This is a genomic window from Alteromonas sp. KS69 (genome assembly GCF_003989595.1).
Classification (GTDB): domain Bacteria; phylum Pseudomonadota; class Gammaproteobacteria; order Enterobacterales; family Alteromonadaceae; genus Alteromonas; species Alteromonas naphthalenivorans.
In genome coordinates, this window is record NZ_PYHU01000009.1 from 1 (window position 1) to 20,213 (window position 20,213).

20 protein-coding genes are annotated in these 20,213 nt (G+C 43.3%); 12 read left to right on the forward strand and 8 right to left on the reverse strand.

Annotated features, from left to right (window positions below; translation table 11 throughout):
* Window positions 1-107 precede the first annotated feature (107 nt).
* The 8 genes from C7Y69_RS08330 (at window position 108) to C7Y69_RS21550 (ending at window position 5,106) form a co-directional block, all read left to right on the forward strand.
* Window positions 108-2,351, forward strand: a complete 2,244-nt coding sequence (locus tag C7Y69_RS08330) for a heavy metal translocating P-type ATPase (RefSeq protein ID WP_012516907.1) — start codon at window positions 108-110, stop codon at window positions 2,349-2,351.
* 11 nt (window positions 2,352-2,362) lie between these two features.
* The gene (locus C7Y69_RS08335) at window positions 2,363-2,716 is read left to right on the forward strand and encodes a cupredoxin domain-containing protein (RefSeq protein WP_012516908.1); all 354 of its coding nucleotides are present in this window, start codon (window positions 2,363-2,365) and stop codon (window positions 2,714-2,716) included.
* A gap of 8 nt (window positions 2,717-2,724) precedes the next feature.
* A complete protein-coding gene (locus C7Y69_RS08340; protein WP_012516909.1) occupies window positions 2,725-3,063 on the forward strand; it encodes a DUF2933 domain-containing protein in 339 nt (112 codons plus the stop codon).
* On the forward strand, window positions 3,056-3,721 hold the full coding sequence (locus C7Y69_RS08345) for a methyltransferase family protein (RefSeq protein ID WP_024015555.1): 666 nt from the start codon (window positions 3,056-3,058) through the stop codon (window positions 3,719-3,721). The genes C7Y69_RS08340 and C7Y69_RS08345 overlap by 8 nt, the downstream gene beginning before the upstream one ends.
* Window positions 3,705-4,115 (forward strand): hypothetical protein, encoded by a 411-nt coding sequence (locus C7Y69_RS08350; RefSeq protein WP_012516911.1) that lies wholly within the window; start codon window positions 3,705-3,707, stop codon window positions 4,113-4,115. The genes C7Y69_RS08345 and C7Y69_RS08350 overlap by 17 nt, the downstream gene beginning before the upstream one ends.
* A 17-nt stretch (window positions 4,116-4,132) precedes the next feature.
* Window positions 4,133-4,504, forward strand: a complete 372-nt coding sequence (locus tag C7Y69_RS08355) for a hypothetical protein (protein WP_012516912.1) — start codon at window positions 4,133-4,135, stop codon at window positions 4,502-4,504.
* A gap of 99 nt (window positions 4,505-4,603) precedes the next feature.
* Window positions 4,604-4,849, forward strand: a complete 246-nt coding sequence (locus C7Y69_RS08360; protein ID WP_012516913.1) for a DUF5676 family membrane protein — start codon at window positions 4,604-4,606, stop codon at window positions 4,847-4,849.
* Between the two features lie 101 nt (window positions 4,850-4,950).
* Window positions 4,951-5,106, forward strand: coding sequence for a hypothetical protein (locus C7Y69_RS21550; protein WP_012516914.1), 156 nt, complete (start codon window positions 4,951-4,953; stop codon window positions 5,104-5,106).
* A gap of 155 nt (window positions 5,107-5,261) precedes the next feature.
* Here C7Y69_RS21550 and C7Y69_RS08365 read toward each other — a convergent pair whose 3' ends face one another.
* From C7Y69_RS08365 to C7Y69_RS08385, 5 genes are all read right to left on the reverse strand, one after another.
* On the reverse strand, window positions 5,262-6,587 hold the full coding sequence (locus tag C7Y69_RS08365) for an APC family permease (protein ID WP_012516915.1): 1,326 nt from the start codon (window positions 6,585-6,587) through the stop codon (window positions 5,262-5,264).
* 157 nt (window positions 6,588-6,744) lie between these two features.
* A complete protein-coding gene (locus C7Y69_RS08370) occupies window positions 6,745-7,491 on the reverse strand; it encodes a copper resistance protein B (protein WP_014978041.1) in 747 nt (248 codons plus the stop codon).
* A gap of 9 nt (window positions 7,492-7,500) precedes the next feature.
* Window positions 7,501-9,315, reverse strand: coding sequence for a copper resistance system multicopper oxidase (locus tag C7Y69_RS08375; protein ID WP_014978042.1), 1,815 nt, complete (start codon window positions 9,313-9,315; stop codon window positions 7,501-7,503).
* A 665-nt stretch (window positions 9,316-9,980) separates the two neighbouring features.
* The gene (locus tag C7Y69_RS08380; RefSeq protein WP_126872392.1) at window positions 9,981-10,712 is read right to left on the reverse strand and encodes a MauE/DoxX family redox-associated membrane protein; all 732 of its coding nucleotides are present in this window, start codon (window positions 10,710-10,712) and stop codon (window positions 9,981-9,983) included.
* Window positions 10,705-11,235, reverse strand: coding sequence for a DUF305 domain-containing protein (locus C7Y69_RS08385; RefSeq protein WP_012516919.1), 531 nt, complete (start codon window positions 11,233-11,235; stop codon window positions 10,705-10,707). The genes C7Y69_RS08380 and C7Y69_RS08385 overlap by 8 nt, the downstream gene beginning before the upstream one ends.
* A gap of 121 nt (window positions 11,236-11,356) precedes the next feature.
* Between C7Y69_RS08385 and C7Y69_RS08390 the strand changes: the two genes are divergently transcribed.
* A complete protein-coding gene (locus tag C7Y69_RS08390; protein WP_014978045.1) occupies window positions 11,357-11,752 on the forward strand; it encodes an ion channel in 396 nt (131 codons plus the stop codon).
* 623 nt (window positions 11,753-12,375) lie between these two features.
* Here C7Y69_RS08390 and C7Y69_RS08395 read toward each other — a convergent pair.
* Window positions 12,376-13,665 (reverse strand): tyrosine-type recombinase/integrase, encoded by a 1,290-nt coding sequence (locus C7Y69_RS08395; RefSeq protein WP_014978046.1) that lies wholly within the window; start codon window positions 13,663-13,665, stop codon window positions 12,376-12,378.
* 715 nt (window positions 13,666-14,380) lie between these two features.
* Between C7Y69_RS08395 and C7Y69_RS08400 the strand changes: the two genes are divergently transcribed.
* From C7Y69_RS08400 to C7Y69_RS08410, 3 genes are all read left to right on the forward strand, one after another.
* Complete coding sequence (locus C7Y69_RS08400; protein ID WP_013785783.1) at window positions 14,381-14,554, forward strand: DUF2986 domain-containing protein; 174 nt, start codon at window positions 14,381-14,383, stop codon at window positions 14,552-14,554.
* Between the two features lie 130 nt (window positions 14,555-14,684).
* Entirely contained in the window at window positions 14,685-16,727 is a 2,043-nt protein-coding gene (locus C7Y69_RS08405) for a TonB-dependent receptor (RefSeq protein ID WP_260563466.1), read from the forward strand.
* An 18-nt stretch (window positions 16,728-16,745) separates the two neighbouring features.
* Window positions 16,746-17,996 (forward strand): PepSY-associated TM helix domain-containing protein, encoded by a 1,251-nt coding sequence (locus C7Y69_RS08410; protein WP_126872394.1) that lies wholly within the window; start codon window positions 16,746-16,748, stop codon window positions 17,994-17,996.
* 45 nt (window positions 17,997-18,041) lie between these two features.
* On the opposite strand, the gene C7Y69_RS08415 is transcribed toward C7Y69_RS08410, so the two are convergent.
* Together C7Y69_RS08415 and C7Y69_RS08420 are read right to left on the reverse strand one after the other, a co-directional pair.
* Window positions 18,042-19,436 carry a sensor histidine kinase gene (locus C7Y69_RS08415; RefSeq protein WP_126872395.1) on the reverse strand — a complete coding sequence of 465 codons (1,395 nt, stop codon included), beginning with the start codon at window positions 19,434-19,436 and terminating at the stop codon, window positions 18,042-18,044.
* Window positions 19,433-20,122, reverse strand: coding sequence for a response regulator transcription factor (locus C7Y69_RS08420; RefSeq protein ID WP_126872396.1), 690 nt, complete (start codon window positions 20,120-20,122; stop codon window positions 19,433-19,435). Before C7Y69_RS08420 ends, C7Y69_RS08415 begins: the two co-directional genes overlap by 4 nt.
* Window positions 20,123-20,213 lie beyond the last annotated feature (91 nt).

Sequence of the window (20,213 nt, forward strand, 5' to 3'; positions counted from 1 at the left end):
CTATTGGAGCACGTCAATATGACAGAACTTAATGCAGGTGTTTCTTCAGAAAAATTGTTGTCCGTCAAAAAACAAGTCTTCTAAAAATAGGAAAAAAGGAGAGCACTATGAGTGCAGAAGTAACACAGCGACAATTAGTGATAGAAGGCGCCGGATGTGCCAGTTGCGTTGGAAAAATAGAAGCTGCCTTGAAGCAGACGCCGGGAGTGCAGAATGCCGAAATGAACTTTGCAGACAGAACAGTACTTGTATCGGGTACAGCGGATTCTCAATTATTGGTTCAAGCAGTAGAGTCCGTTGGTTACAACGCAAAGCCTTTCGAAGATAAGCCTGACACTGATGTAGTCGATGAAAAAGAAGCAGCGGATAGGACCTATTACAAAAAGCTGATGCGAGATACTTTCATTGCGCTTTCGCTAGGTATCCCTCTAATGACTTATAGCATTGTTGTCGACGAAATGACGGTCGAGACTAATGTCGAGAGGTTGTTGTGGCTAGCAGTTGGCCTACTGACGCTGGGTGTAATGTTCTTTTCCGGCCGGCATTTTTACATCGGTGCGTGGAAGAGCTTTAAAAATCATTCTGCCAATATGGATACACTCATTGCACTTGGTACAGGCACAGCATGGTTCTATTCGATGTTGGTAGTGTTGGTACCTGAAGCAGTGCCGTTAATGGCAAGGCACGTTTATTTTGAAGCTACAGCTATGATCATTGGTCTAATTGATCTGGGGCTTGCCTTAGAACTAAAAGCCCGCGGAAAAACCTCAGAAGCAATCAAACGTTTAATTGGATTACAAGCGAAAACAGCCACGGTTATTCGCGACAATAAAGAGGTCCAGGTCGCTATCGAGCAAGTGCTTTTTAACGATGTCATCAAAGTCAGGCCTGGAGAAAAAGTGCCTGTTGATGGTGTGGTTGTTGAAGGCCATACGTCAATCGACGAGTCCATGCTAACCGGGGAACCGATGCCAGTTGAAAAATCACATGACGATGAAGTCGTTGCTGGAACTCTCAACAAGTCAGGAATGTTTCTATTTAAAGCAACTCGAGTAGGTAAAGACACGGCACTGGCGCAAATCATTGCAATGGTTAAACGCGCACAAAATTCAAAGCCGCCTATTGGGCGCTTGGCCGACGTGATATCCGCTTACTTTGTTCCTGTGGTCATGATTATATCTGTGCTCAGTGCGCTAGCATGGCTGAACTTTGGGCCTGAGCCCGCACTGGCATTTGCCATAGTTTCGGCCACCACTGTATTGATCATTGCTTGTCCATGTGCATTGGGCCTAGCCACGCCGATGTCAGTTATGGTGGGGGTTGGAAAGGCTGCTGAAGCCGGCGTGCTAATTCGCAACGGCGAAGCGCTACAAACGGCATCAAAAATCAGTGTGATGATACTGGATAAAACCGGAACGATTACGGAAGGTACACCCAAGGTCACTGACATAATTTTAGCCAATTTCAGTGATGAAAAGACAGTGCTGCAATTGGCAGCTAGTCTGGAAAATGGTTCAGAGCACCCATTAGCAATGGCGATAGTAGAAAGTGCCCACGACCAGGGCATTGAGCTGCTGAAAACCGAAGAGTTTAATGCGATTACCGGTATGGGGGTTGAAGGCCGTTGTGAAGGAAAGGCCTTATTGTTTGGTAACAGCAAGCTTATGGCTTCAAAAGGGGTGGGCATAGGTAATTATTCAGAGAAAGCACAAACACTGGCCAAAGACGCCAAAACTCCCATGTATTTCGCTGTAGATGGACAACTTGCTGCCATCATAGCGGTTGCCGACCCGATAAAACCTGACTCTGTTTCTGCCATCAAGCGTCTTCAGGCTAATGATATCCGGGTCATCATGTTAACGGGGGACAACAAAGAAACTGCTGCTGCAGTGGCAAAGAAAGCGGCAATAAGCGAGTTTTTTGCTGAAGTATTGCCCGAAGATAAGGCCAACAAAGTACATGAATTACAGCAGCAGAGAGAAGTAGTGGGTATGACTGGTGATGGAATTAACGATGCTCCGGCTCTTGCCTTGGCTGATGTTGGCTTTGCCATTGGTACAGGAACGGACGTTGCCATTGAAAGCGCCGATATCACCCTGATGCGCGGCTCGTTGCATGGTCTGGCCGATGCTATAGCGGTTAGTAAAGCCACCTTGCGCAACATTAAGCAAAACTTGTTTGGAGCCTTTATCTACAACGTAGCAGGTATACCTTTTGCGGCGGGCGTGCTCTATCCATTTTTCGGAGTATTGCTAAGCCCAGTTATCGCCGGAGCCGCCATGGCATTTTCTTCGTTAACAGTGGTATCAAATGCGAACCGGCTTCGCCTATTCAAGGCAAAGGACCACTAAGGAGTTTTCTTATGATGATAATTAATATTGTAGGACTTACGGGTATTGCACTGATTATTTGGTGGTTTTGGTTATACAAGCCTGATCAGACAGTTACTGAAAGTAACGAAATACTCATAGAAGTAAAAAATGGCGTGTACTCACCAGCGTCTATTCAGGTAAACGCAAACCAATCTGTTACGTTGAAGTTTTTGCGCAAAGATGAGTCTCCCTGTTCCGAAGTACTGCTAATTCCTTCATTAGATATCAGTGAGCAGCTAACGCTTAATGAGGTAACACCAATTCACCTCGAAAACGTCCCACAGGGCGAACATACTTTTCACTGCCAGATGCAGATGTATCGCGGTGTTCTTACGGTGGTATAGGAGGAGTCATGAAAAACAGTCACCCCAGATTTTGGTCAACACCTACAGGGTGGGCAGCATTAGCGATGATCGCTGCCGTTACTTATTTTTTAATTTTCGAACATGGTCATCATGTCCTTCAGTTTCTTCCCTATTTGATTTTATTGCTGTGCCCATTCATGCATATATTCATGCACAGTAGCCACGGTAAACACGGACACGCCCACGAACATTCTCGCGACAGTGACAATAAGCAGAAAAGTTTTCAGGAATTGAGTGATAACAACGCGGCTTATCGTGATGGATACATTCAGGGGTTGGAGGAAGGCCGAAAGGAGTCACTTAAAAAGGACAACCAAGATGAATGATACATATGATTATGGCTTATGGTCAATGGTGATACTGAACTCAGCTATTTTTATCTTTTTTGCATTCAGTTTTGTAAAGCCAAAATCTTCCACCGACTGGCGAAGTTTGGGGGTATTTTCTGCGTTTATTGTAGCCCTGTTTACCGAAATGTATGGCTTCCCACTGACTATTTATTTCTTGTCAGGATGGCTTGCTGAAACCTATCCGGAAGTAAACTTTTTTGCGCACGAAAACGGACATCTGTTGCATACTTTCTTTGGTTTTAAAGGCGACGCCCACTGGGACCCATTTCATATCGCCAGTATGGTATTTATTGTTGCAGGATTCTTTATCTTGTCCTCAGCATGGAATGTGCTGCACCACGCTCAGAAGAACCATCACTTAGCTAAGACTGGATGGTATGCGCGGTGTCGCCACCCTCAATATTTAGCCTTCATACTGATCATGTTCGGTTTTTTGTTGCAATGGCCGACCATTCCCACACTGGTCATGTTTCCAGTTTTAGTTGTTGTGTATGTGAAACTGGCAAAGCGTGAAGAAGCTCTGGCTATTGCTGAATTTGGCGATGAGTATGTGAGCTATATCAACACGACACCTGGCTGGATCCCAAACCTCAACTTTAAATTAAAAGGTGAAAACCATGAAAAAATTCACTAAATCAATCATTTTTTCAACCACATTAGTAATGGCTGCAACATCGCAAGCTCAACAAATGGAAGAGCATGAGCATAAGGGCTCAGACAAGCCAGAGATTCAAACGGGAATGCCTATGCGTGGCCAAGATATGCATATGATGAATGCAAAAATAAAGTCGATGAAGGAAGAAGTTAACGCTATCAAAGAAGAAAAGAATCCCAGCAAGCAGCGTGAAATGATGAAAAAACACATGCAATCCATGATGGGAATGATGCATATAATGCACGAAAAAATGGAAGGGCAACCCATGCAAAACCAAGTTGATATGGCAGAAAGGCATCTTAAGATGATGGAAGTAATGATGTCGAAAATGGATGGAAGCCATTCACCCGAATCTCAGAAACATTCAAATTAACACCCGAGGAGAAAGATATGAGTGATTTAGACCACAGAGTCGGTGTCAGAGAAGCAAATTTAGTCGTTCGGAATTTACGGCTCAGCAATGTCTATGAGGCAAATTGCGAGCCCCTAATTGAAGAGATTGACAAGCTCTTTGGCATTGATGAGGTGAGCTACAACATCAAAGAAGGGGCTATTCACCTGGCATATGATGCGACACATATCGATTTAGACGGTATTGAAGCGATCATTCGAAAACACGGCGCAGATCTTCACAATGACTGGTGGACACACACAAAAGAAGGTTATTACCAGTTTGTAGATCAAAATATAAAAGACAATGCGACGCACAAACCGTGGAGTTGCCACCACTTGCCGCAGGGCGCTCACAGGAAGCGTACATAACCTTATTGTGCTCTACGTTCTCACTCAACAACAATGCTGAGCGATGTCGTTACATTATGATGCTGGCTTTAAGGAGGCGTAAGATGAAAATTCGAGAAAATGTATTTGCGTTCGCGTGCGCCGCATCGTTCAGCTTCGAGAGTGTTGTTAGTTGTTAGTTCTTTGTTCATTATTACAATGCCCGACATGATGTCACCCATGGCTGGTAATATAATGTTTTCAGACTGGCAAGGGATGATATGGAACGTGCCTTTATTGGGTGTAGTGATAGGCGGAGCTTTATGGGCTTTGTTCGCAGGTGTACTGGGTTGGCTTATTGCCAGTATTTACAATAGGCAGCTGTAGTAGTGAGGGCTAAATAAATAGTCAGTATTTGTCCTTTTAGCACAGGTACGATATTTGCTGATATCTACTGCCACATAAATTTAAACTAACGGTGAGATATTATGATAACCAATAATTCAGAATTAGCCTTACAGCAAGCCATGCAACTACCCAGTCAAACCAATACAGAGAAGCAGGGTTGTAGCCAGCCACCTGAGTCAAAAGGACAGGAGTTTGCTGAAATAATGAATACACTGAAGCAGCAAAAAAGCGGTTAAAGTGTGCCACGAGTAAAAATAACCGGCACGCTAATGCCGGTTAATTCCTTTCCTATTCATAACAACTGCGCTTACCTTTTAGGCTGCTACTCTGCCTACGCTGAATATTGTCTTACTCCGTCGATGTAGTTCATGAACAGCTTCAATGATTTGCATCAGTTATAATTTTTATCATCATCATCATACGCATGGAGCTTTAGAAACCATTTCTCAGCCGCGAATACGATAAGAAGTCCAGCCACAGAAATCCCAACAATGAAGATATCTGATTTTGCTTTCACCCACATAAAAGATAGAAGAACAATGATATCGAGAATAATTGCACTGACTAGTACCCAAGCTTTAGCTTGCACATCATCTCGTAAATGCTTGAACACTCCCCAGTGGATGAAGATATCCATTACGATATAAAAAACTACACCGATGGAGGCTATGCGGCTCAAATCGAAGAATATGGTAAGAAATATTGCGATGACTAACGTATAAATTAAGGAATGTCTTCTTATATCTCCCGGTAATGAAAAATGACGGTGAGGCACAAGTTGCATTGATGTAAGCATCGATAGCATTCTTGAAACAGCGAAGATGCTGGCAACGACACCGGAAGACGTGGCAATAATCGCGAAAGCTATAGTAAACCAAGCACCATACTGGCCGAATGCGGGTCGAGATGCTTCAGCAAGCGAATAATCTTTTGCCTGTATTATTTCGCCAATTGATAAATTTGCTCCTACTGCAACTGCGACAAAAACATAAAGTACCACACAAATGGATATAGAAATGACTATGGCCCTTCCTACATTTTTTTCTGGTTGTTTGAGCTCGCCTCCGCTGTTTGTGATTGTAGTGAATCCTTTGTATCCCAAAATACCAAGTGCCACGGCTCCGAGAAAACCGGTTGCGCTGGTATCTTGCGGTTGAGCTGAAACGCTCTCAAACGACAAACCGGTTGCCCACAGCCCACCAATTGCCAAAACTGCAAGTCCTGCTATTTTGATAAAAGCCATAATAAATGAGAGGGTCTGTATGAATTGATTACTCAAAATATTAACAATGAATGCCACAATAAGAAGACTCACGCCAAGCGCTGGTATAAGCCACTCAGCGCCCTGAGAGTCAAACAATTGTAGGACATAAGTGCCAAAAGTGCGGGCTACCAAACTTTCATTGATAACCATGGAAAAAAACATTAGCAATGCACAGGCACCAGTCAGCAGACCTCTACCATAGGCTTTTTTCAGAAACATGGCGATACCACCTGCAGAGGGGTATTTCTGTGCCATTTTGATGTAACTGTATGAGCTAAACCCTGCAATTATCGCTGCAACTAAAAACGCAAAAGGAAACCATGTGCCTGCCAGCTCTGCTATTTGCCCGGTTAAAGCAAATATACCAGCACCTATCATTACACCAGTTCCCATCGATACCGCGCCCCAGAGGCTTAACGAATCTTTCCTGTTTGAATGCTCGTGTTCATTCATATTGGTTACTCCTTTATGTCATGTGAGCCTGAGTAACAACAAAAGCAACCTGCAGCAAATATAAGGACACAGGCCCATTACAAAACAAATTCGAAGACGTGTAGAAAGAAATAACTGGCAATGGCATACCAGTTATTTCATTTTTAGCGTAGGGCGTTTAAAACCAAATCCTTGCACCTAACACTACACCAGTTTCACTGGTTGACTTGCCTTCAGCCTTTAATGCATCAGCTGTATTTCCCAAAGCTTTGCTGTAATAAACACCGACATAAGGTGCTACCTCCCTCACTATTTCATGCCGATATCGCAAACCAATACGAATATTACTCAACCCGCTTTGACGGTCATACTTTTCAGAATCGGTGAGGTTGGCAACAACTTCTAGTCGCGGTTGCAGATAGGAAACTTGACTTAGTTGCCAGTCATATTCGGTTTCATTGATGAACTGCATGTCACCGTCTTCGTTAATACGCAGTGAATTTTCCATTTCAAACCAGTAAGGCGCTAGACCTTGATAACTGACCACCGCATAGTTTTCCATATCCGCATCGGATGACAGCTCTCCCTTTGTGCCCACACCAAATTGTATAGACCAAAAAGAAGAAACGAGATAACCGTACAACAGTTCTGCTCGTTCCAGATCAGTAGGCATTCCATCGTTTTGTGTATTTTCGCCTTCGCTTTTAAAAACAAGACGATGGTAATCTCCGCCATACCACGCCTGCATGTCCCAGACCGCTATATTTTGCTGCTCATCAGTGCGAGTATATTCAAGCCGGTCAAATAGAACTTGGCCAAAATATTCATTAGGAATAGGAGATGGCCAGTCATCTCTTGATTGAGCCAAAGCATTGTCAACGCTCAAAGTTAATGTTATTAGGCCTGCTATTAATATCTGTTTCATTTTAATCTCCTATGCGACCTGTACAACACGAAACATACCTGCTTCCATGTGGTATAGCAGGTGACAATGAAACGCCCACTCACCGGGGGCATCTGCGCTGATTTGTAACGAGACCTTCTCTCCAGGCTTGAGGCTGATCGTGTGTTTACGAGGTCTTGGATATTGGCCGTTTTCAAGTTCCATCCACATACCATGTAAATGAATAGGGTGATCCATCATAGTGTCATTAACCAAGATCAGACGTAGTCTCTCGCCATAATTGAAACGTACATATCCGTCTACTTCACTAAACTTTTTGCCATCGAACGACCACATGTACCTTTCCATATTGCCCGTTAAGTGAAGCTCAATTTGACGTTCCGGCTCTCTTTCGTCAGGCCAAGGACTTTCACCGACTAAATCTGTATAAACAAGGACACGATGTGGGCTGTCTTCCAAACCGATCCCAGGTTCATCCAACCTAGAGCTTGGATTTTTAGCAATCATCGCTGCACCAGCGCCGTGCCCGTCTTCGCTGTGGACAATGTCTATGCTTTCTACTGGGAGCTTTTTGGAGGGGGTCATTTCTCCTTCCATTTGGGTGCCATGCATTGTATGGGCGCTATGCTGCCCCATTCCTTTCATTTCACCTTTTGGAGCAGCCATGCCCGAGCTGTCGACCTTGGACTTATCCATATTCATGCCTTTCATACCAGACATGTCCATCCCCATCGCCGCCATGCCACGCTCTGTGATAACTCGCTGTGGGGGAACCTCTGCAGTAAGGCCAATTGACGGGGTTAGGGTGCCACGCGCATATCCACTTCTATCAAAACTTTCCGCAAAAAAGGTATAAGCTTTTCGCTCTTTTGGCTGAACGATTACGTCATAAGTTTCCGCTACTGCAATTCGAAATTCATCCACATTTACTGGTTTAACAGGCTGACCATCTGCAGCTACAACCGTCATTTCAAGCCCTGGGATGCGAAAGTCGAAATAAGTCATCGCAGAACCATTTATAATCCTCAACCGGATTTTTTCGCCTACTTTAAACAGGGCCTGCCAGTTGTCCTGTGGTGTCCGGCCATTCATTAAGTATGTATATGTACTGCCTGTAACGTCAGCTATATCGCGAGGGCTCATACGCATTGCACCCCACATAGCACGCTCTTCCCATGTATCGGCAAACCCTTTTTTCTTTACGTCTTCTAACGTGTCGAAAATAGTTCGCTTTTGATAATTGTAATAACCTTCCGCTACCTTCAGTTTTCGCATAACTTCATGGGGGTCTGAAAACGTCCAATCGCTTAAAATAATTGTATGTTCCCTATCAGCCCCAATGTCTCCATTTGCAGGGTCGATCACAAGAGGTCCTAAATGGCCCAACTGTTCTTGGAGGCCTGAATGACTGTGGTACCAGTAGGTGCCGTTTTGCTCGACATCGAATGCATATTTAAATGTTTCGCCAGGTTTTATTCCGGCAAAGGAAACTCCCGGAACGCCATCCATATCTGGTGGTAAAATAATCCCGTGCCAGTGTATTGAAGTATCTTGGTTAAGGTGGTTAGTTACATTGAGGTGCGCTCGCTGTCCTTCTTTCAATCTAATCAACGGGCCCGGCATTTGACCGTTGATCGTTATAGGTGAGCCCATATTTGAGCCTATTGGCAATTGCGCTTTTGACACATTGAGATTTTTAATATCACCTGTCAAAACTTGATCTTTAAAATGGCGACCAACAGGTGCTGCCCATAGAGGACTAACGTTGGTTAACGCAGCCGCAGCGCTCGAGGTTAGGGCACCGAGCACAAATCTTCTGCGACCGTTGTCGATAGAATTTTTCATAGTTTTTAGCCTTTGAATTGATACTAACTGGACGAAGGAAGTTCATCCATTTAAAAAGTATTACTAACTAAGTCAGTGCCTTAGGCTATCGGTGGACGAAAAGGTGGAGTGAAAATTTTGAAGGGAACAGCTAGAGCGATAATGTCATACTGCTCAGCAAACGTTGTTTCAAATTGACGAATGGGAACGTAAAAAAGACTTGTAAAGTGGTAGCAATTGGTAGCTATACACATACATCCATCATTGCAGCAACCTGATTTACCCGAATGCGAGGGGTGTCCATCAGTGTGAGCGCTTTGATGCTTAGAACTAGGTGAACTGCTACGTTTCTCCTCATGAGCGTCTGCGAATTTGTGAGAAACCTTAGTTAATGAGCTATGTTCATCCATTTTCATTTCACACGCATCAACTGGCACGGTAAACAGTACCAATAAATATCCAATGCATAGTGTGAAAATAATAGATCTCATAACTTTGTATTTGCTCTCAACCTTTACGCGACGTTATTCCCTTAGACAAGATAAGTCTTAAGGACACTTTAATCAATGACATTTGCTTGTAACTAAGATAAACAACTTCCTATGTAGTTAAACAAGCAGTCTTTTCAATCTTAAAAGCTGATAGAGTTACTTTTATTAAGTTTAGTCGATAAGCAACTCTTGTAACTAAAAAGATAACATGAGAAATGCGCCTGCTATCATAAAAATGTTTTCTGATAGTGAAACAAAACCTAACGGCACGTTACTGTCCCCACCGACACAAGCACATTTGAGCTCCCGTTTATCCACATATACTGCTTTAAAGACAGAAATTGCCCCAACGGTTCCTATAAATAGTGAAAATGGCGCAACAGCTATGGCAGGCAGTTGAGCTACCATTCCTATCCCCGCGTAGGCTTCAAGAAATGGGTAGATGTAACCATATCGAAGCCACCTCATTGCCAACAAATCGTAGGTTATGAACGAATTTGTAAAACTATACAAATCCTTCAATTTTTGAACTGCAAGTAGTGTCATTGAGAAAGCAATAAAGAGAACCAGTGTTCTTATAGAGATGAAGTCTTCAGAAACAAAGAACTGGAATGCTAACGATAGCAGAGCTGCCACAGAAAAAATCGCAATAACAGGTGCATAAGTAGTTCCGTTCTGCCCCGCTTCTCCTTTCCCGAAGTATTTACGAAGCTCATCATATCCACCAATTCGCTTTTCTTCGATGAAGGTTTGAGGCGTCGTTTCTACACCATGCTTTTGCTTGAAATCATCGGTGTCATTACGTGAAGTAAGATGATTGTCTTCTACTAAATAGCCTTCTCGCTCTAGTAAGTCTTTTGACCTTAAACCGTAAGGGCAAATGTGCTCTTTAGTAACCATTCTATATAGGATAGCTTTCTTACTCATTTTCCTTTCCTTTATTCAATTTACCTTCAAATTGAGGAATTGGACGCTGTTCGGCCTGTTCCTGAGTTGTTACCTTGCCATTCTTATTTATATCCTCTATCAACCACTCCATCTCCTTTATTTCCTTTCGCTGAGCTTTAATAATGCCGTTTGCTAATTCTCGTACGCGAACGTCTTCAAGGTTAGAACGCTCACTAGTCAAAATAGCTATAGAGTGATGAGGAATCATTGCTTTCGTGTAAGCGGTATCTGAAATGGTACTTTGTGAACGAACAAGATAGATACACAAGGCGAAAGTAAGTGCCGCTATTATAAAAATGGCTGTATTGAGTTTCTTGTTGCTATACATACCTAACATGAAAGCTAACATTATAATCGCCATGCCTGCCCCCATATAGAGTGCCATATAAGTCCTTGTCTCACTGAACCAGACATGCGAGATAGCGTAGGTATTTAAGTACATCATTAAAAACATCGCTACAGTTGAAGTTATTATCATTGCAGCGAACTTAGAGTATTTCATATGTAATCCTTACTTAAGAAATAGTTAATATTTGTAGATCTTTCTAACAAAAGAAAGCTTGAGAGAGGTTACAAACCAATCAATCTTAACTAGTCAAGTTTTGTACCAACAAGGAAATATTATGTTTTTGTCTATATTAATAGTTTTAGCTGCGCTGTTGAGCTGCGTAGGGCTGCATCTTTTTAATATTTCAGTAGTCGCGGACAATATCAGCGAGAGATTGAAGGGAGCTTGGATAAAAACACTGTCGGTAGTCGTTATTGCCATTTCGAGCCAACTTTTACTAGCAGTCATTTTTACTCTGGCGTATGAAATTGGACTTTATTTCGAGCTCGGCGATTTTAAGCAACCTGCCACTTCCATGGATATTTTTTACTTTTCACTAACTACGATTACTACATTGGGTCTTGGAAGTATCGAGCCGGACGGACATCTACGAATGATAGCAGGAGTTGAATCGGCTACAGGGTTTCTACTAATAAGCTGTTCAGCATCGAAAGTGTTCAAGCATATGTAATGTAAAAACTGTAACCTGAGAAGATGTAAACCTCACCCGTCAGGACTAGTTTTTAATGAAACAATGTTTCGCAAATTATTGTCTTTTTAGATACTAAAAAGCGAACAATAGAGCACTCTTTGCTTCTCTCTTAAAGAAGTTTGAGGGTATAGCTTAGCAAACGTTTCAGAACCAAAAGCACGGTTGAAAGCTGACTTTATTATCTCAAAACTGATTTAAATCTGGGCTATGATCTTGGCGCTTTTATTCGAGTCGCTTATGCAGATATATTTGGGATTACTATAGGAGCATACGCACAACTTCGGTAATTCCTTCATCCCTGATAACTCTAGTTTCCAAAAGCAGTTACAGCTTGAGTTCAAACAGATGAACATACGAGCTGCGCTGTGCTATTTACTTCTCTTACGGACATTTTTGCGGGTTTTGAGGTTCTTCCTGCAGACTTTCGAAGATTATGAATCAATACTAGTAATTGAATTTTTTACTGAGTTATGATTTTCGTTTGGTTTTAGAGCGCATTGATTAAATTTACATATCTTCAATAACTATTCTTTATTTTTAAAAGCAACCGAAGAAGCCACCGTTAAACGACAAAAAAGTAACCTTATCTCCTATATGGTGGACTAAATACACCCACGCCTTTTATACTCTTCTACCCATTCCTTGAAGCGTTTTTCATCGCGCTCTGCGGTCTTTGCGCGTCTATGTAAGGTTTTCTTAGACAATGCTTTTGGTTCTTCTTTATCAAAAGTAACTCCAGATAATGCATCTGCAAACATCTCGGGTTTTACATGACTGTAATGCTGCTCGATCATTTCTGTACTGGTTCCACATTGACGCGTAATTACGTCTATGCTGGTTCCGTTGAGAAGCTGCCACGTAATGTAAGTGTGTCGGAGAGAGTACAGCGTTCGAGGTCCTCTGGGTGACTCTTTTAATCCGGAACTTTGAAGAGCTTTCTCAAATGCCTTACCTAATTGCCTTGTGGGCTCGCCACTTGCTAGCAAAAATAGCTTTTGATTGGGTGTGCGCAATGGAAAGCGTTCTCGTAGGTTCGTTAGGGCTCCTATCACATCACGTTTGCAAACTACTTTACGCGGTCCCGTATATTTTGTTGTTTTACCCTTAGAGACATTGATGAAAAATTGAGCTTTTGAACCTTGAGTTTTAATCTCGATATCTTTCCAAGTTAGGTGTTCCATCTCCGTGCCGGGCCTAATTCCGGTATTAACTGCTATTTCACAGTAATCGTATAGTAACTCACGAATTTGACGGGTCTTTTCACTATGAGCGTTTTGCTCACCTTCATATATTTCGTTGAGGATAACATCATACTCTTCTTCAGAAAAAGCCGCACGACGTGTGCCTGTTCCACCTTTCGAAGAAAGAACAGGTACTTGAGCGGCGATCATCCATTTTTGCTCAATAGCTTCTTTAAAAACGAGCTGAAGAGCAGCATTGTGAGTTAATAATGTAGAGGAGGCTGGAGACTTCTTCATTCGTCCCTTACGCCACTCATCAAACTTAGATATTTCTTCTTGGTCAATTGAGGTGATAAACGTACGCGAAAAGTAGGGGATGTGGTAGTTTTCTAACGCTCGAATATAGTCTTTATAGGTGCGTTTACCGCCCCCGTGTTCTAGTTGCTCTTCAAGCTTTTCGATGACGCGGTCAGCTACGTCTTTGAATCGCTTACTTTGGACTAGTGTGTTATTTTCGTGTCTAATTTGGTGGTCTAAGAAGATTCGATGTGCCATGGCGATAGCTTCGTCTTTATCTTTCTTCTTAGTTGATTTACAGAGCCATTTTTTGTGATTGGTTAGTATAAATCGCGCATACCAGCGCTCACTGTTATCTTGTTTAAAGATATACAGCTCGTCGTTTATGTCGTGTCTTTCAGTCTGTTTTGCCATAGCGCCAGTAAAACAGAAAAGAGCTCTCTTTGCAAAGAATTTGCAAAGAAATTAAAAGTTGCATATTTTCAATGCTTTAGAGTGGTGATTTGCATTGAAAATCCGCGTGTCCCTGGTTCGATCCCGGGTCGAGGCACCATTATTCAAGAAGCCCTGTACGAAAGTTCGGGGCTTTTTTGATCTAGGTTGTTGTATCAAGTTAGCTGAACACGCTGGCGTGTCCCTGCGGTTGCACCGCGCGTTACAATCCCGGGTCGAGGCACCATTATTCGAAGAGCCCTGCATGAAAATGCGGGGCTTTTTTGATCTAGGTTGTTGTATCAAGTTAGCGGAACACGCTGCGTGCCCCTGCGGTTGCACCGCGCGTTACAATCCCGGGTCGAGGCACCATTGTTCAGGAAGCCCTGTACGAAAATACGGGGCTTTTTTGATCTAGGTTGTTGTATTAAGTTAGCGGAACACGCTGGCGTGTCCCTGCGGCTGCACCGCGCGTTACAATCCCGGGTCGAGGCACCATTATTCGAAGAGCCCTTGCAGAAATGCGAGGGCTTTTTTGATCTAGGTTGTTGTATCAACTTAGCGGAACACGCTGGCGTATCCCTCACCGCATCTACATTCCACTCAATATTTGAATTCGATAAATACGCATATGGTAGCTTTACCCTTGAACACTGTATAATAAGTAGAATGAGTGAGGCTGTTGAGGCAATTGGGAATGAACCGTCGAAAAAAAATCATCAAGAAACTTCAGAAGAAAGATAAAAAAGCGAACGCTAAAATTCATAAGAGCAATAAGCCGGCTTATATTTCTAAAGCAGAACGGGAAAAGTTAGCTGAACAAGCTAATAGCGATGAGCAAAGTAAACAGCCTGAAAACAAACAAGAATAACCCTCTAAAAATTCCTATCAGTTCAAAATGTAACAATTGTAAAAACACTACCTTTTTTTCATCAAGTAAATGAGAATGTTTCTTATTAAGAATAACTAAACATTTAATTGGAGCTTTCTTTGAAAAACGAGTGTTCATTGGTGCGGTTTGCACACTATCTAGCGCGTTTTCCTATGCCCAAGTACAAGCAGTTGATGAAACTAAGCCTGTCGAAACGGCCGCTGTTGAAAAAATATCGGTAGTAGGCGCTGCAACAAACCTAAGTATTACTGCTGAAGAAATCGAGCAATACCAAGCTAATGATCTCGCTGATATATTTCGCTACTCGCCTTCAATTAGTGTTGGTGGTTCAGTTGGCGTGGCACAAAAAATATATATTCGCGGCCTAGAAGATGCTTATTTAAATGTCACCGTAGATGGTGCACAGCAAACCTCCACACTTTTCCACCACATTGGTCGTGTCACCATTGACCCAGATTTGTTACAGCAAATTGATGTGCAGGCTGGCGCTGGTGAAGCAACCAGTGGCCCAGGCGCAATTGGTGGTTCAATTCGCTTTAAAACCAAAGATGCGGATGACCTTTTAGCTGAAGGCGAGCAATTTGGTGGCCGTGTTAAAGCAAGCTACTTTTCGAACGATGGTACGCGCTATAGTGGCAGCCTTTACGGCAAGCTAAGTGATACATGGGGTGTGCTAGGTTATTACAGCACTGTCGATCGCGACAATATGGAAGATGGCGACGGTAACGAAATTTACGGTACAGCAGCCGATCAAGACATGTTGTTCCTTAAAGCCAGTGGTGATATTGCTGAAAATCACTATTTGTCGCTAAGTGTTGAGCAACGTGACGAAGAAGGTGAGTTTTCAGCACGTCCGAACTGGGTAGTATTAGAAGGTGCAGCGCTTTACCCAAGTGAAGCCGAGCGTGATACCTATGTAGCAAACTATCGTTTCGCACATAGCGATATGGTTTACCTAGAAGCCACCGCTTATCAAACCGATTCTTCATTTCAAGGTGGCCGTTTTAATTGGTTAGCCGAAATAGACACCTACGGTTTTGATATTCGCAATACCAGCGAAACAGCAAACCACAAGTTTGTATACGGGGTAGATTACCGTAGCGATGAAGTGGAAAGTGGACCAGCTGCAGGAGCGGTAGAGAACGCGGAAGAAAGTAGCGTAATGGGTATTTATGCACAGGGTTACAGTGATATTACCCCTGAGCTATTACTTAGCTACGGTGTACGCTACGACGACTATGATTTTCAGCAACGCATATTGCTTGAAGAGTATTACGGTACACCGGTTACTGACAGCGAAGCTTCACTAGACGACTCTGAACTAAGCTTTAATATTGGTGTTGCATATCAGCTTACTGAAGCATGGACCCTAGGTTTGGGTTATGCCGAAGCGGCTAGAGGAAAAGAAATTGGCGATGGTTTTACTATCGACGGTTACCTTTATGATGGCTCAGATATTCCAGTGGTTGCTGATGATCTTGTACCCGAAACAGTACAAAACATTGAAGCGTCTATTGAATACAGTGCGAATAACTTAAATGCGAAATTAAGCGTTTATAACTCAACCCTAGATGATGTGATTTTTGAAGGTTTTGAAGGAAACTCTGTTTTCAATAATATCGGTAGCGTAGAAAGCAGCGGTATTGAATTCGACCTTGCTTATCGCGTCGATTCATTCGACTTCTTCTTTGGCTTCTCGACCGCCGATACTGAATTAGACCCAAGAGACGGCCTATACAGCGTTGACTATTCATCTATTGATTTAAACGGTTATGAATTTGTGGGCTTAGGTAATAGCCGCGGCGATACCATAGTGGTTGGCGTAGATTACGCCGTTAACGCCGATATAAGTGTGGGGACTAGCATCAGACAGGTTAGGTCTATTGATATTGATACCTTGCACCAAGCAGTTGATTTGGGCTGGACAGACAGCTTGTATAGCTTAAACAAACCAAGCTACACACTTGTTGACTTGTATGGTGAGTGGCAGGCCACAAGCAATATTCTTGTTAACCTAGCGGTATCTAACTTGTTCGATGAGCAATACATCGACCATTCAAGCGTGGGTGACTATAGCGAAGTATTTGGCACTGTTATTGGCCCCCATGAAGCAGGTAGAGATATCAGGCTATCAGTAACCTACGACTTTTAGCACTAGGTCGTTAACCTGATGGTGTCTAAAACGATAAAGAAGTGGGTCTTTTGGACCCACCTTATTGCCGGCTTAATAGCCGGCATATTTGTTTTGTGTATGTCCTTTACGGGTGTATTACTGACTTATGAACGGCAAATTGTAGAGTTCAGTGAAAGGCTGCATGATGTAGAGCCTGCTAAGTTGTCTACACATGCGGGTGAAAAGGCTGTGCGACACGAAGACGAGCACATAGGCGAGTACACTGATACAAAAGCCGTTAGCGCGCGCATTAGCACCGCTAGGGCACGCATTAGCACCGATGAAGTGGTTACAATTCTGCAGGCATTGAAGCCTAACGAACCACATATTTATGTTCGTTGGGTAAACCGCGAAGGCGCAGCTGTCCCTGCTTGGGCGGGGCGACACAGCTTTTTACTACACCCTTATACTGGCGAAATTCTACGAGAAGGCGAGGGCATGGTGGGGGAGTTTTTCCATGTAGTCACCGACTTTCATCGTTATTTATCTCTTGCGGGCGACTATCGCGTGGTGGGTAAAAACATCACAGCGTATGCCAACTTAGTATTCCTCTTTCTAATCGTAAGTGGCCTGTATTTATGGTTGCCTAAGCGTTTAAATTTAAGAGCCCTAAAACAGCAGTTTTTATTACCTAAAACCTACCAGAATTCCCATCATCGAAATCGTCAGTGGCATGTCGTCTTCGGTATCTGGTGTTTAATACCGCTATTTGTTATTGCCTTAACCGCCACTATTTTTCATTTCGATTGGGCCAATAAAGCCATATATGGCGCCTTTGGTGAAAGTGTACCGACGCGGGAGCAGCATGAGGAAATTACCAGTTTAGCGGCTGACGTGGTGCCCTATGAAACGCTGTTTAATTCAGCCCAGCACCACGCCAACGCGAATGGCTACGCAGATTGGTATTCAATGTGGATGGAAATAGGTGAAGATATTCATGAAGCACGTTTTTTCATTGATAAAAGCATAGGGCATAGGCAAGAGCTTGCGTATTCGCTTTTTTTCGATACCCAGACGGGAGAAGTAACCAAGGTGCTAAGAAAGCAAGATTGGTCTGCTGGTGGTCAAGCGTGGGGCACGGCTCGCTTTCTGCATACCGGTGAATACTTTGGGGTTTTCGGCCAAACCGTGGCAGGGCTGGTGTCATTGCTCGCATGCGTGTTGGTGTATACCGGTATTGTATTAGCCTGGCGTAGGTTAGTTAGCAAGCCTAAGCGGTTGCGTGAGAACGCAGGGGCTAATTCTTAAATCAATATCGCTCTTAACGCTAAAATACGCAGGTATGAGTGAATATTAGCGAGCTGTGGTGGATGAGCTAGGCAATTCAATTTGAATTTTTAGCCCACTGCGCTGGCCGGCGACATCAGTATAATTTTGAGCTTTGATAGTACCGCCCACGGCCTCAATTTGTCGGTGGGCTAACGCCAACCCTAAACCAAAGCCAGTGCTTTGCGATGTATCTATTCGTTCGCCTTTGGATACTCTGGCTTTATCTACTCGAAAGAAGGGCTTAAAGATGTCTCCAAGCATATGTTCAGGCACACCGGGGCCATTGTCTTTTACACATAGCCGGTAACCCTTCTCGGTGCTGCTGAGCAGTACCTCTACTTCCGATTTTTCAGGCGTATGGCGCAATGCGTTACGAATAATATTCTCTATTGCTTGGCCTAGTGCTATTTGGCTGCTTTGGGTTAGCGTCGCTTTTTCTGGCAGCGTGCTAACAAGGTTTTTATCGGGGTATTCGAATCGTGCGTCTTCGCAAATAACGTGTATTAATTCCACCAAATCGAAGTCTTCAGCATTTAACTGTGGAGACTCGGTATTTAACCAGGCGAGAGTAAGCGTATCTTCCACTAGGTTGCGCATGGTAGACGCTTCGTAGCGAAGTCGCGCTAATGCTTGTTGCGGGTTAATTTGCTGTTCTACAAAATCAACCGCCATATCTATACGTGTTAAAGGCGTGCGCAATTCATGAGACAAATCTGCTAGCAACTGACGTTGATTATAAATAAGTTTGCTGGTCCTATCGGCCATCTTATCGAAAGTAACGGCTAAGCGGGTAAGCTCGTCATTCCGCTCAAGCAGCGATGCATTGGTTCTTACATCATAATGCCCGGCGCTGAAAGATTTGGTGACGTTTTCCAGCTTTCTTAAAGGCGACATAACGTGGCGGTATAACACTAAACTTAATATGCACAGTAATATTAGCGGCAGTGCAATTTGCAGCATGGCATTGGCATATAGCAGCATGGCACCTGGGCGCATGCGTTGGGGTAGTTCAATTAAAAGGTGGGTATTGGCGTCGGCAAAGGGAATTTCCATTACGGGGTTTTGCTGAAAATATAAGTGTATTTTCCACTCCACACTTCTGCCGTATTGAAAGCGGTCGAAAAAGGGTTTGTAGATAGTAGAGTCGGCCAGAGGAGTAATCTCTGAACTGACTACGCCTACCCACGTTTGCTCTTTTTCTTGAAGCATCTTAAGCCAAACTGACAAGGCTTCTTCGCCTTCATTTGTCCAAATTTCATCGGCTTTTTTTCCGTAATTTAGCAATTGCTGTTGATGTTCTTGTGCAATAAAGCTCATGCTAGATTCGGTATGATTTGTTAACCAGTCAATGGCCCAAAACAGCAGTACAGTACCCACGCCAATAACAGTACACATTCGCCAAAACAGGGTATATTTCATGAAAACCGATAGCCCTTTCCGTGAAGCGTAGAAAGCCTTTCTGGCGGCATACCTGCTTCTACAAGCTTTTTACGTACACGGCTGATGTGCATGTCCAAACTTCTATCGTAACGGCTGAATGGCCTGTTAAGCACGCTTTGATATAAGAAGGCTTTGGTCATCACTTCATGGTGATTTTCTAGCAACACCCATAACAACTTAAATTGAATGGGGGTGAGCTCAACGTCGTGACCTGAAAAGCAAACATCTTGCTTTATTCGGTTAAGTTGAAGCTCATCAATGATTAACTGTGAAGCTTGTTTGGGGGGGATAGCGTCTCGCTGGCTACGACGTAGTAAAGCCTCTATTCTAAGCATCATTTCTGTGAAGTTAAACGGCTTAGGCAAGTAATCATCAGCGCCTTTTCTATAGCCTTCAATACGCTCTTGCTCAGCGCCACTGGCGGTAATCATCATTACCGGAGTATGCTTAACTTTTCGAATTTGATTCAAAACAGCCAAGCCATTCAGCGAAGGTAACAAAATATCGAGTAAAATAAGATCGAAGCTTTCCTGCAGCGCCGCTAACAAGCCTTTCTGGCCATCTAGGCACTGCGTAGTGGTAAACCCTTTTTCTTTTAGCAGCCTAGCTACCTGATCGCTAAGGGTTATATCGTCTTCTATTATTAAAATGCGAGCGGCAGACATAGTATGTACCCAAGTTGAGAGACTACATGCTATTGATAATTGTTCTTATTTGCAAGTTGGTTGAGGTATCGCTTCCAAATAGTGAGCATAT